Source organism: Streptococcus parasanguinis (assembly GCF_964238605.1).
Classification (GTDB): Bacteria; Bacillota; Bacilli; order Lactobacillales; family Streptococcaceae; genus Streptococcus; species Streptococcus parasanguinis_AJ.
Window position 1 is genome coordinate 169,663 of record NZ_CAXSMM010000002.1, and the last position, 13,004, is coordinate 182,666.

General features: G+C 39.8%; 14 protein-coding genes. 11 read left to right on the top strand and 3 right to left on the bottom strand.

What is annotated here, in order from left to right; translation table 11 throughout:
• The first annotated feature begins 1 nt into the window (after window position 1).
• A complete protein-coding gene (locus ACESR9_RS02800) occupies window positions 2-724 on the top strand; it encodes an ABC transporter permease (protein ID WP_049503982.1) in 723 nt (240 codons plus the stop codon).
• A 152-nt stretch (window positions 725-876) separates the two neighbouring features.
• On the opposite strand, the gene ACESR9_RS02805 is transcribed toward ACESR9_RS02800, so the two are convergent.
• Window positions 877-1,410 (bottom strand): biotin transporter BioY, encoded by a 534-nt coding sequence (locus ACESR9_RS02805; protein WP_373105444.1) that lies wholly within the window; start codon window positions 1,408-1,410, stop codon window positions 877-879.
• A 204-nt stretch (window positions 1,411-1,614) separates the two neighbouring features.
• Between ACESR9_RS02805 and ACESR9_RS02810 the strand changes: the two genes are divergently transcribed.
• The 5 genes from ACESR9_RS02810 (at window position 1,615) to ACESR9_RS02830 (ending at window position 6,181) form a co-directional block, all read left to right on the top strand.
• Window positions 1,615-2,124: a hypothetical protein gene (locus tag ACESR9_RS02810; protein WP_023917779.1), complete on the top strand. Its 510-nt coding sequence runs from the start codon at window positions 1,615-1,617 to the stop codon at window positions 2,122-2,124.
• A 135-nt stretch (window positions 2,125-2,259) separates the two neighbouring features.
• Window positions 2,260-2,940: a response regulator transcription factor gene (locus tag ACESR9_RS02815; protein ID WP_373105446.1), complete on the top strand. Its 681-nt coding sequence runs from the start codon at window positions 2,260-2,262 to the stop codon at window positions 2,938-2,940.
• On the top strand, window positions 2,924-4,279 hold the full coding sequence (locus ACESR9_RS02820; RefSeq protein WP_373105449.1) for a sensor histidine kinase: 1,356 nt from the start codon (window positions 2,924-2,926) through the stop codon (window positions 4,277-4,279). The genes ACESR9_RS02815 and ACESR9_RS02820 overlap by 17 nt, the downstream gene beginning before the upstream one ends.
• 29 nt (window positions 4,280-4,308) lie before the next feature.
• Complete coding sequence (gene gloA / locus ACESR9_RS02825) at window positions 4,309-4,689, top strand: lactoylglutathione lyase (protein ID WP_003003384.1); 381 nt, start codon at window positions 4,309-4,311, stop codon at window positions 4,687-4,689.
• 109 nt (window positions 4,690-4,798) lie between these two features.
• Window positions 4,799-6,181, top strand: coding sequence for a polysaccharide deacetylase family protein (locus ACESR9_RS02830; RefSeq protein WP_373105452.1), 1,383 nt, complete (start codon window positions 4,799-4,801; stop codon window positions 6,179-6,181).
• A 42-nt stretch (window positions 6,182-6,223) separates the two neighbouring features.
• Here the strand turns inward: ACESR9_RS02830 and ACESR9_RS02835 are convergent, their stop codons facing one another.
• Window positions 6,224-7,309: a DEAD/DEAH box helicase gene (locus ACESR9_RS02835; RefSeq protein WP_373105454.1), complete on the bottom strand. Its 1,086-nt coding sequence runs from the start codon at window positions 7,307-7,309 to the stop codon at window positions 6,224-6,226.
• Complete coding sequence (locus ACESR9_RS02840) at window positions 7,306-8,286, bottom strand: Gfo/Idh/MocA family protein (protein ID WP_373105456.1); 981 nt, start codon at window positions 8,284-8,286, stop codon at window positions 7,306-7,308. Before ACESR9_RS02840 ends, ACESR9_RS02835 begins: the two co-directional genes overlap by 4 nt.
• A 102-nt stretch (window positions 8,287-8,388) precedes the next feature.
• Between ACESR9_RS02840 and ACESR9_RS02845 the strand changes: the two genes are divergently transcribed.
• The 5 genes from ACESR9_RS02845 to ACESR9_RS02865 are packed head-to-tail and all read left to right on the top strand — an operon-like array spanning window position 8,389 to window position 12,987.
• Window positions 8,389-9,123 carry a glycosyltransferase family 2 protein gene (locus ACESR9_RS02845; protein WP_070673900.1) on the top strand — a complete coding sequence of 245 codons (735 nt, stop codon included), beginning with the start codon at window positions 8,389-8,391 and terminating at the stop codon, window positions 9,121-9,123.
• A gap of 1 nt (window position 9,124) precedes the next feature.
• The gene (locus ACESR9_RS02850; protein WP_070673901.1) at window positions 9,125-9,454 is read left to right on the top strand and encodes a DUF2304 domain-containing protein; all 330 of its coding nucleotides are present in this window, start codon (window positions 9,125-9,127) and stop codon (window positions 9,452-9,454) included.
• Window positions 9,444-10,727: a lipopolysaccharide biosynthesis protein gene (locus ACESR9_RS02855; protein WP_049490918.1), complete on the top strand. Its 1,284-nt coding sequence runs from the start codon at window positions 9,444-9,446 to the stop codon at window positions 10,725-10,727. The genes ACESR9_RS02850 and ACESR9_RS02855 overlap by 11 nt, the downstream gene beginning before the upstream one ends.
• Complete coding sequence (locus ACESR9_RS02860; protein ID WP_373105544.1) at window positions 10,723-11,499, top strand: glycosyltransferase family 2 protein; 777 nt, start codon at window positions 10,723-10,725, stop codon at window positions 11,497-11,499. The genes ACESR9_RS02855 and ACESR9_RS02860 overlap by 5 nt, the downstream gene beginning before the upstream one ends.
• Before the next feature lie 9 nt (window positions 11,500-11,508).
• Window positions 11,509-12,987 (top strand): DUF2142 domain-containing protein, encoded by a 1,479-nt coding sequence (locus ACESR9_RS02865; protein ID WP_373105458.1) that lies wholly within the window; start codon window positions 11,509-11,511, stop codon window positions 12,985-12,987.
• Window positions 12,988-13,004 lie beyond the last annotated feature (17 nt).

Consider the following 13,004-nt stretch of genomic DNA (forward strand, 5'->3'; position numbering starts at 1 on the left):
TATGACTCAATTTTTTTACTTACTTCGTTGGAACTATCTTCGTCAAAAAGATCTATTTCTACTCTTTACGCTAGCTCAGGTTCTGTTATCCATTTCACTTCTTTTTGGTTATCCACTAGTGATCGGTGAGATTGATACGACAGCTGCCTACTATCTCTCTTCTGGTTCAGTTCTGATAGGAATCATTTCTATTGGCTGTACTATCTCATCCCCTGTTATAGCAAATGCGAAGTCAGAAGGACATGTAGACTACGTACGAGCCCTTCCAATACCACGAATTCTGATTTCCTTAGCAGATCTTTGGATGTGGATGATTGCTATTTTACCTGGAGTATTCATTTCTGTTATACTGGGCTATTTTCGTTTTTCTGTCCGACTAAATGTATCTGTTCTGGCTGTATTCATCCTATTTCTGATCTGTCTTACGATGATCAGTCTTGGATTTGCCATTGCTTATACTTTTTCTCCCAATATTGTCACGCTGATGTCTCAGTTGATTCTCATGATTGGTTTGATGTTTTCACCAATCATGTACCCTGCAAGTCGTCTTCCAGATTGGATAAACCATCTCTACCATGTTCTTCCATTTGTCCCTTCTGTCAACCTCCTACGAGCTTGTGTCTATAGTCATGGTCCCGTCTCATTTTTTGACTTCACTATTCTGATCATCTGGATTTTGTTAACACAGTTACTGATCTTGAGAGTTCTTTATAAGGAAAAATAAAGGAAGGAGGATCTATGTTTTTCATCATTAAAACAGTGTTCTCTTTAAAAGGAGTTCAATTGAAAAGATTTATACATGTATCCCTATAACAAAAATCAACATCTGTGTTCAGATGTTGATATTTTTAATATATCCGCTAAGCCCTTTGTATCTTATTTGAAATACCAGTGGTGTTTAAGGCTGGCGAAAACCGCCTTGCTGGTGATCGTAATGATGATCAATTTGATGAGGTCAGCAAGGATAAAGGGAGCAACGACCAAAGTAAATGCTTTTTGGAGATCGGTATGCGTGACCAGCATAAAGCCGATAGCTCCTGACACAAAGAGGAGAGCACTACTGAGGAGATTGGCCAAAAAGATAGTGACAAGGCTGGATTTAGCACTCGTGAACAGAGACGTGATCCATGCTCGGAATGGGAAGAAGAGGAGGAAACCAGCAGTAGGACCAAGGAAATGCGAAGCGCCACCAGCACCGCCGGCAAATACTGGAAAACCTAAGAAGCCTAAAAGTAGGTAGAGACAGACTGTGACAAAGGCATGGCTGGGTTTATAGATGGTCCCGATGATCCCGATCATGAGTGTCTGCAGGGTCAAAGGAATTGGACCAAAGGGAATGGTGAATTGAGATAGGACGGAGATCATGGCCACTCCAATGGAGATGAGAACTAAGGGAAAGATTTTCTTCATAACAGTTAACCTCTTATTTATTTTATGGTAACTATTCTACAATATCGGTTTCATCCTGTCAATAGTCCCAGTCGTTTTAGGTTGTTTTAAGTAAAAATTTAGGCAGGCTTAAGACTCCTAAAGTATAATCGCCTTACTAAAGGATCGAGCTCCCTTTAAATTTTAAAAGACAAGTACTTGTACAAAAAGATAAAAGGTAAAAAGATGAATCAAAAAGAAACAAAACAAGTAGTCGAAACGCAAGAATCCAAAGAAAAAATGGTTGTCCTCAAACGAAGTCCTAAGTGGTGGATTGGCATGGCAGCCGTTGGTGGATTGTTGGTTGGTGCTGGAAGTGGCTTTGGTGTCGGTGTCATCGCCTCACAATCTTCCAATAATCAACAATTTTCTCAACCGGTCCAAACGGGTCAGAACCAAGGATCCAATCAGCAACAAAATAGTCAAACTGGCCATCCTTCACAAGGAAACCAGCAAAATGGTGGCCCACAGGATGGCGGACCTCAAGGCGGTGGTCCACAAGGTGGCGGTCCGGGTCAGATGCCACAGGAAGGCAATGGTGGCCCACAAGGGAATGGTCCAGATAATGGCATGAACCAATCTGGCGGACAAGAAGGGAACCAGGGGTCCTCTAAAAAGTCCAATAAGAAGAATTCAAAAAATAAAAACAAGACGAGTGACAGTCAAAGTAACAAAGAAAACACGACAAACTCATAGAATTAGCCTTCCTCAGGCAGGCTGAATTTGATCATAAAACCAGGTTCTAAACTATAGGAAATGAAGGCAAGTCGTGTTATAATGGTTAAGAATAGATTAGAAAGACTCACTCACGAAAGAGAAGAGGATACGACGATGATTAAAATTCTATTGGTCGAAGATGACCTTGGTTTATCAAATTCAGTATTTGATTTTTTAGATGATTTTGCGGATGTCATGCAGGTCTTTGACGGAGAAGAAGGTCTTTACGAAGCAGAAAGCGGGATCTATGATTTGATTTTGCTGGACCTGATGCTTCCTGAAAAAGACGGTTTCCATGTCTTGAAAGAATTGCGTGAAAAAGGCGTGACAACCCCTGTTCTGATCATGACAGCCAAAGAAAGTCTGGATGACAAAGGACACGGCTTTGAGCTAGGGGCAGACGATTACCTCACCAAGCCTTTCTACCTAGAAGAGCTCAAGATGCGGATTCAAGCCCTCTTGAAGCGCTCAGGAAAGGTCAATGAAAACACCCTTAATTATGGCAATTTGAAGGTCAATTTATCTACCAATTCGACTTATGTGGATGGGAAAGAAGTGGAACTTCTTGGGAAGGAATTTGATCTCTTGGTCTACTTCCTTCAAAACCAAAATGTCATCCTTCCAAAGACACAGATCTTCGATCGTCTTTGGGGCTTTGATAGTGACACAACCATCTCTGTTGTTGAGGTCTATGTTTCAAAAATTCGTAAGAAATTAAAAGGTACTGATTTTGTTGAGAGCTTGCAAACATTACGCAGTGTGGGGTATATCTTAAAAGATGCTAACAAGGATTAAGAAAACAGTCGGAGAAGATGACTTTTCTTACTTCATCCGATATTTTGGTCTCTTCACCTTGATATTCTCAGCCATGACCTTAATTATTATTCAGGTTATGCGCTCGAGTCTCTATACAACGGTCGATGAGAATCTCAAGACCTTGAGTCAGGATCCTTATTCCATTATAGCTATTGCCAACCGGGATCAGAAACAGTCTAATTCCAAAGAGGGTGATGAGCATGAGATGATGATGCCTAATCCTGATAAATCGGAACCAAAAGGTGACGTTACTTCCAATACCACTGTTGTTCTACTGAACAAAAAATATCAAAACTTAACAACGGGAAGTGGGTTTTTAAACTTCAAAACCGTAACTTTTGGTCGTAAATTGCTTAACAAGGTTTCCCAACTCCAAATCACAAATAGTTACGGGAAAAAAGAAAGTTACCGGGCTTACATGACGGATTTGGGCTTGTCTGATGACGGAGATAGCGACGTCAAGTATGCGGTTGTCATGACCAATATCAGTCAGCTAGAACAGACCAGTGAGGAGCACGAGAGCCAGATCGCACTCGTCATGATTTGCTTCTGGGGAATCTCCTTATTCGCTAGTCTCTTCCTAGCACGTCTCAGTGTTAAGCCCCTACTTGAGAGTATGCAAAAGCAAAAGGCATTCGTGGAAAATGCTTCCCATGAGTTACGGACGCCTCTAGCAGTCCTTCAAAATCGCCTCGAAACGCTTTTTAGAAAGCCCGAAGCGACTATTATGGAGTCAAGCGAGAGCATTGCATCTAGCTTGGATGAAGTTCGAAATATGAAGCTCTTGACCACCAACCTTCTCAATATCGCCCGAAGAGATGATGGCTTGAAGCCAGAGATGGAAGAGATCGAACCAAGCTTTTTTGATCAGACCTTCTCCAATTTTGAGATCATTGCGGAAGAAAATGGCAAACTCTTCCAAGGAGACAATCAGGTGGACAGAGTCATTTGTTCTGATAGAACGCTCCTCAAGCAATTGATGACCATTCTTTATGACAATGCCTTGAAGTACACCGATGAAGATGGTGAGATCCAGTTTGAAGTCCAGTTGAAGGACAAAAATCTTCTTTTGAGGGTACTGGATAATGGTCCAGGGATTCGAGATGAGGATAAGAAACGGATATTTGATCGTTTTTACCGGGTCGACAAGGCCAGAACCCGTCAGAAAGGTGGTTTTGGTTTGGGGTTATCCCTCGCTAAGCAGATTGTAGAAGCCTTTAAAGGGACCATTCAAGTCAAAGATAATAAACCAAAAGGGACCATCTTTGAAGTGAAATTATCCATTAAGACGGAAAGTCGTAAAAAAAATCGTTCATAATCTTTAAAAAATAGAAAAGAGGAAAACCTATGAGTTCAAAAATGTTGCACACTTGCCTTCGTGTGGAAAACTTAGAAAAATCAATCGCTTTTTACCAAGATGCTTTTGGTTTTGAAGAAAAACGTCGGAAAGATTTTCCAGACTACAAGTTCACGATTGTTTATTTGGCCTTGCCTGGAGATGACTATGAGTTGGAATTGACTTACAATTATGATCATGGTCCATATGTCATCGGAGATGGCTATGCTCATGTCGCCTTGAGTACTCCTGATCTAGAAGGTTTGAATGCGGAACACAAGGCTAAAGGCTATGAAGTGACGGAACCAAAAGGTCTTCCAGGAACGAAACCGAATTACTATTTCGTTGTAGATCCGGATGGATATAAAGTAGAAGTCATTCGCGAAAAATAAGAGGGATTAAAAATAAGGGCCGCTGTCGGCGACGACAGTCGCCCTCTTTTTATGAAACCATTTACAAAAAAGGAATGTTTTTTCGAGAGAAATTTGCTATAATAAAGTTATGAGATTCAAACACACGAAAACTATTTTATTAATCATTACAAATCTCCTTTTACTGAGTCTTTTGTATATCGGCTATCAAAAGATTCAAAGGGTTCGTGAACAAAAGGCCTATCAAGATCAGTTTGATAAGGTCACACAACTCGAGAAAAGCTCTGAAAAAGGGAAAGATGTTCAAGTTCAGGAAGGGATTTTAGGAACTTCTTATGTGACAGCTTATTATCCTACTAAAGATGGACAGCCTGTTGAGATTGTGAAAGAGAAGATCCAAGAAGACCTTCAGCGTCTAGGATCCGATGAGAAAACCAAAGAGCCAAAGCATTTGACCTTCTACCATAGTGAAGAAGCAGAAGCGCCTTTTGTCGGCTATCACCCTATCCAGATTAAACGGTCTGAATACCAATACAAAAAAGGGAAATTCATCAAAGATGAGACGGTGAAGTTGCCCCTCTTTTACTTGGATGATGACAGTAACCGTCTGACCCTCAGCCAGGTCTTTGCGGATCCAGATGGAGCCAAGCAGATCTTTTTGGAGGAATTACAGGGAAATCTAGCCTTTCGTCAGCTGGACGAGGAAAGCATTGATCAAATGGTTGCCCACTTCTCAGAGTTGGATTTGAGCCAATGGGAATTCCAATATGAAAAAGGAAATTTCACCATTCCATTTCCAACCAAGGTTAAAGGAGACGATACCTTCACTGTTCCCTTGTCTAAATTCTATGACGTGATTGATACAGAGCGCTTGCTTCCTGATGATCTAGCTTCTTACGAATCCTATATAGAAGAACGCCACCGTAAGATGATTGCCCTGACCTTTGATGATGGACCAGATCCAACCACGACTCCTCAGGCGCTGGCCATCTTAAAGAAATACAATGCCAAAGCTACCTTCTTTATGGTCGGAAAAAATGTCAGTGCGAATCCGGATATTGCTAAGCAAGTCCGCAAAGAAGGTCATCAAATCGGGAACCATACCTGGGATCACCCTCAATTGCCAAAATTGAGCTTGGATAATGCTAAAAAAGAAATCTTGGATACCCAAGAAGCTATTCAAAAAGCGACAGGTGTGCAGACCAAGATTACCCGTCCTCCGTATGGAGCTATCAATAACGCTATCCAATACGGTGTCGACCAATCCTTCATCATGTGGGATGTGGATAGCCTAGATTGGAAGACGCATAATACGACGGCTATTCTCAATGAAGTGAAAAAAGAAGTCAAACCGGGTTCGATTATCCTCATGCATGATATCCATCAAACCACGATTGACGCTCTACCGACCGTCCTTGACTACCTCAAATCACAAGGCTATACCTTTGTAACGGTGGATGAATTGTTGGATTATCAACTTGAAAGTCATCGCATTTATTACAATGGAAATTAACGTAAAAATCCTCTGCAGTTCATTCACTAGCAGAGGATTTTCTTATTCGTTTAAAAAGAGTTCTGAATTTTTTAAAACCAGTTCACGTACAGAAGCGTATTTTTTTAAGGATTTGAGTTCTTCTGGGTGGGTGATAAAGGTGATTACATAGCCCTCACGCCCCATTCGTCCTGTTCGACCGGCACGGTGGGTATAGGTCTCCACATCACGAGGAATATCGTAGTTAATCACACACTCAAGATGTTCAATATCGATTCCACGAGCGACTAAATCGGTGGCAAGTAAGAGGGTCAGCTGATGGTCTTTGAAGCGTTCCAGAATGACCTTGCGGTATTTTACATTGACATCGCTTGCGAGCGATACGGCCTCAACACCACGGTATTGTAGTTTTTCTTCAGCACTACCCAGATCAGACAGGCTATTGAAAAAAGCCAGACCACGAAAATCTTCGACGTAGGCGAGTTTGCGGAGCAATTCGACCTTGTCCCGCTTATCCACTTGCATATAAAAATGTTGGATATTGTCCAAAGAAACTCCATCAACCGTAACACGAAGAGTATTTTCCTCTAGCTGGTCTGGATCGACCTTGGCTGTAGCGCTCATGTAGATATATTGGTGGTCACGGGGAGCATAGTGGCTGATCTTGTCGACGAAGTGGTACTGAGAATCGCTCAGTAATTGGTCGAATTCATCTAAAATGATAGTTTCCACATTCATCATTTTGATCTTTTTCAGCTTGATCAGTTCAAAGATCCGACCAGGCGTCCCAACCAGGATTTCGGGTCCTTTTTTGAGGCGTTCGATTTGCCGTTTTTGACTAGATCCTGAAAGGAAGAGTTGTGTCTGGAGACCGAGAGGCTCTGCCCATTGTTTGGTGACATCAAAAATTTGTCCTGCTAACTCTGTATTAGGAGCTAAAATCAAGAGTTGTTGGGCCTTCTTCGGTTTGAGTTTGAGCAAGCTCGGAAAGAGGTAGGCGAGTGTCTTACCCGTTCCAGTAGGACTGATCCCGAGGACATTTTCTCCTTCATAAATTGGGGAGAAGATCTGTTCCTGAATTTCAGTGAATGTATCAAATCCGAGTGTTTCTAACTGGTCTTTCCAGCTTTGTGGAAATTGTTCTTTCATTCTTTTTCATCCTTAAATTGTATTCCAGCGCTTTGACGCATCTGGTAGAGGGTTTCATGGACCTGCTCAGCCGTTTGTAACCACTCAAGATAAGCAGACGGCTTTTGATGAGCGATGGCAAGGGCAAAGGCTTCCGCCTCTTCTTGCATTTGGTGTGGGCAGGGCTGGATCGGAAGGTCGATGACCTCTCCGGAATAGCTGACGAAGCGGGCTTGGTTGATGGCTGCTACAGCATTGAGAGTTAGTGTTCCAGTCTTGGTGTAGATTTCAGCAGGTAGATGGCTGGTGATATTTTTCCCTGCCTGAATAGCAACCTGAAAATCTGGGTAAATCAAGACACCTTGACCATAAAGATCAACCGAATTGGGTAATTGCTGAGCGGTGTAGTGACTGGAGATCGGTTCTCCAAAGAAGCCAATCGCCAAGTAGAGGCAGTAGACACCCAGATCCATCAAAGCTCCACCTGCATAGATATCTGAGAAAATATTGGGCATCTCACCTGCAAGAAGGGCCGGCAATTTAGAAGAATATTTGGCAAAGGTGAAGTTGGCGCCCAGTATTTCCTGGTTAGAGAGGAAGTTTTTAACTACTTGAAAGGCTGCTTCTTGGTAATTTCTGGCAGCTTCAAAGAGATAGACCTGGTGCTCATTAGCAAGCTTGACCAGTTCCTTCCATTCAGAAGGCTTGGTCACAGCCGGTTTTTCAATGATGACATGCTTTTTTGCTAAAATAGCAAGCTTGGCCTGAGCGAAATGAAGAGAATTGGGGCTGGCAATGTAGACCACATCCAGCTCACTGTCTAAAAAGTCGATGAAATCCGTGTAGCAAGAGATCGCTCCATAAGGCTCACAAAACTCTTGAGCAGTCTTCATCTTTCTCGAATACACAGCCTGCAAGTGATAGTGGCCTGTCTGATGAGCAGCTGTAATAAATTCATGTGAAATCCAACTCGTACCAATAATTCCCAGCTTTAACATAAGGTGTCCTTCCGTCATCGATTCACTCTATTATACCATGAAAAGGGGGAGGGGACAGTATAAAGTAGAAAATATGCACTGATTATTGTATAATGAAGTGATATGCTTAGAAGGGAAAACATAGGATTGAGAAATTCAGAATTACTGATCATTATTCCTGCTTATAATGAGAGTGGAAATATTGAAAAAACAATCAAGATGATTGAAGAACATACACCTGAATTTGATTATGTCATTATCAATGATTGTTCTACAGATCATACACTTGAAATTTGTCGCAATAACAACTTTAACGTTATCGATTTACCGATTAATTTAGGAATTGGTGGTGCTGTTCAGACTGGTTATCAATATGCAGTTAAAAATGGCTATCAATATGCTGTTCAAGTGGATGGAGATGGTCAGCATAATCCTGAATTTATCAGAAAGATGCTTCAAGTCCTTCAAGAGAAGAATGTGAACATGGTGATTGGCTCTCGTTTCATTGAAAATCAAGGTTTCCAATCCTCCTTCGCGCGACGGATTGGAATTTCATTTTTTGAAAAATTAATCAAGGTTTTGACGGGTCAAAAGGTAACAGATCCAACTTCTGGTTTACGAGTTGCTGACCGAAAAGTAATTGAGGAATTCGCCAAGCAATATCCAAGTGATTATCCAGAACCAGAGACGATTGTGTCCCTGTTAACCTCAGGCTATTCAGTTGCAGAAGTGCCTGTATTAATGAACGAACGAGAGCACGGGGAATCATCTATCACATTAAGCAAATCTGTTTACTATATGATTAAAGTGACTATGGCAATGTTATTGGCTAGAATTGGTGGAGGATATAAGAAATAAAATGCTAAATATTTGGTTGACCATTATTGTAATTGTTTTTATGCTTTATATTCTACGCCTAGTTGCAAAGAAGCTTGTTGAAATGAGAAATGTCATCTCTTGGCTTATTCTTTGTATCGTCTCGTTGCCAGTCATTTGGTTTCCTAATTTGATTGGACAGGTATCAAAAATGTTAGGAATTCAAGTTCCAAGCAATCTAATCTTTTTCTTAGGATTCTGTTTACTTGTCTATTTAAACTTCTCTTTAACTCGGATTACCTCAAAACAATCCGTTCAAATTCGACAATTGTCTCAGAAGATTGCATTACAGGTAAAAGAGCATGAAGAATAATCAACCTGTTTCAACGGAGAAGGTGTATTTTTGGAATCTGTTAGGGAATTTGGCATTTGCTGGATCATCTGTACTATTTACATTGATCGTTACACGCATGACCTCGCCAATGGAAGCAGATTCTTTTAGTCTTGCCTATGGGATTGCTGCGATTCTAGTAGTAGTAGGCATGTTTCAAGTTCGAAGCTACCAAGGGACAGATGTTCTCTTTAGACACTCCTTTACCAGTTACAGTATTGCCAGATGTCTCTCTCTCCTACTCATGATGGCGATCTTTTTTCCTTACCTTTTTGTTTCAGGAATTGATCTACATGAGAGTTCAAAAATTGCGATTATTGGCTTGTACGTTCTATTTCGTATGTGTGAGGCAATTTCAGATCTTTTCCAAGGATTGTTTCAACGTCACGAACGATTAGATATCGCTGGCAAATCAATGACCATTCGGTATTCTTTCAGCACGATTCTTTTGTTGGCATTTTTGCTTATTACAAAGTCATTAACACAATCATTGCTTTACTTAGTTGTTTTAAACTTTATCTTTGTATTTTGTTATGATTATGTAAAATCAAAAGAATTTGAAACAATTGATTTCTCAGTAAAAAATCTCAAAAGAGACCTATTTGATGCGATCACTATTTTAAAGAATTGTATTCCTCTCTTCATTAGTGGATTTTTACTAGCTTATATTTTCAATGAGCCTAGAATCGCGATTGACTCTGAAATTAGACTGGGACACTTTATTGCAGGGACACAACGGGACTTTAATATTTTGTTTATGCCTGTGTTTTTTATGAGTCTCTTTATTTTAATTCTTAGACCCTTAACAACGCAATTAGCGATCTTATGGAAGAATAAAGAATTGAAAAAATTTGATGCCATCATTGCGAAGATGTTTGTCATTGTTTTGGGTGTCGGCTTGGTATTAACTGTGCTAGCTTATTTGATCGGGACGCCGATATTAAGTCTTGTTTTTGGTTTACCTTTAAACCAGCATAGTACTACCCTAGCCATCCTTGTTTTTTCTGGAATTCTGTATTCTATTGGGATTGTTTTTGGGGATATCATGACGGTTATTCGAAAACAAACGTATCTATTGCCTGTGTATTTATTCATGTTTATAGCTTCCAAATTGACAAATAATGATTTGGTACAAAAAATGGGACTTCTAGGTGCGTCTTTAAGCTTTTTCATCGTGATGTCTGTTTATTTTAGTGGAAGTTTACTTGCTTATTTTATTGCAAGAAAAATAGAAAGGAAGGACTATGCTCATTAATCAACAACATACGTGGGTGATTTGTGCTTATGGTGAGAGCGAATACTTGGAAGCTTGTATTCAATCCTTGAAGAATCAAACTCTCCAATCACAGATTATCTGTTACAGTTCAACACCACTGGATTCGATCAAGGAACTTTGTCAGCGTTATGCTATTCCATTTTACACCAAGCAAGGTGGTGGGATTGGTAAGGATTGGAACAATGCCATGTCTTTTGCAGAGACGAAGTATGCTACCATCGCCCATCAGGATGATTATTATGAGCCGGACTATGCTGAGAAAGTTTTGGCTAAGATGGAAAAAAATCAAGATGTGTTGATTGGGTATTCTGATTATTTTGAAGAAAAAGATGGCCATAAGATTCCTGCGAATACAAATCTGAAGATCAAAACCTTGATGTTAAAAACCATGAATCTTTTTCCTGCTAGTCACTTTTGGCGAAACCGTGTAATGGCTTTTGGGAATCCGATTTGTTGTCCAGCTGTCACCTATAATCGTGAAAATTTGAAGAATTTCTATTTTGATGAAGGAATGAGAGTGAGTTTGGATTGGTACGCATGGTATAAGATCAGCGAGTACAAAGGTCGTTTTGCTTATGTATCTGACAAACTCATGTGCCACCGTATCCATGGAGAGTCTGAAACATCAAAAACCATTGCAGACAATACGCGTAGTAAAGAAGATCTATACATGTACCAACTCTTCTGGCCTAAATGGATGGCCAAGTTGTTGATGAGACAATATGTGAAGAGTCAAAATTCGAATAAGTAGGAGAAACTGATGGGATATTTTCTTGATAGTTATGAGCGAAATAAAAAGTATTTAGTAGCTTTCGCAGTTTTGGCCTTTTGTATTGCAGTGATTTATACAAAGCGCTTAGTAGATTTTCCTAAAATTGGTGTAGCGTTATTTGTTGTATTGGCTTTTTTCATTTTTCTTTTACCGAAGAAGAATGTTGGGACCTTCCTTGCGATGCTCATTGGTGGTCTGTCCTTTGCTTTTATTACACCCGTTTTGAATACGCCCGATGAACAAGTTCACCTTTCAAGAACGATTCATATTGTGGAAGGCAACGTCAATATGGGAAATAAAAACATCCATATTACGGAAGATTACTTTGATGTTTATAAGAATTTCAAAAAACCATTTACCAAATCTTCTTTATTTGAAGAAGGGCAGACGACCAAACAAGTGAAGTTTGGGAAAGAAACGGATTACAGGGCAACCAACTCATATTGGTTTATTGGTTATATCCCTCAGGCTCTTGGATTTGGGATTGGAAAGTTTTTGAATTTGAGTGTAGGAGTCTCCTATTATCTTGGTCGAATTTTTAATGTCATTGCTTACTGTATTTTAGCTCTTATTGCTATTAAATTAAGTGGGAAAGCGAAGCAGTTGATGACAATGGTAGCGATGTTTCCAATGAATCTGGTTCTAGCTGCTTCTTATAATCAAGATAGTGTAGCCTTAGGTTTAACCTACATCATTATTGGATTATTTTTGAACTATGTAACGGATGATGAAAAAGTGGTTAAAATTAAGGATTTATTGCTTTATGATTTCCTTTGCGTGATCCTTGTAACAATGAAGCTTCCTTATGTCTTGCTTGTAGGATTATTGCTATTTATACCGAAAAAGAAAACGCAATGTAAAAACTACTATCTCGTTTCTCTCGCTTTGATTGCTGCAGTCTTTCTATTTACGATTTTTTGGTATGTTCTTACCCAGCAAGTTCGAATTGAGAACTTTAAACTAGATGGAGCGGATGTGAAGTCTCAGGTGATTAGTATCATTTCGAAACCTCATTGGTATCTTCCAGTGATTTTGAAGGAGATGCTATTATCAGTCAGTCATTTGAATCAACTCTACACCTTTGGTTGGTTAGATTTGTCGATGTCAGAAGTCCTTATTCCAATTTATGCTCTTTATAGCTTGATTACTTTTTCAAATTTTGGGAAGATCAAACTTCCAAAAGTATCAGTAGTAGGGGCAAGTTTGGTTTCTCTTGCAATTATTGGTTTAATTTCTTTGACCTTGTATCTGACCTGGACACCAGTTGGAAATTTTGAAGTTTTAGGAGTTCAAGGCCGATATTATTTGGGTGTTGTTGCTCTTTGTCTACCAGTTATTTGTAGTTTATTTAAGCAAAGAGTTCCAGATGAACAAAAGTTCTCTGATCATTTTGTAGTACAAAGTAGTCTCATTATTTTATCTCTAACATTACTACAAACCATCTCTGTTTTATATGCTGCAGTTTAATTAAAAGACTAAAATAA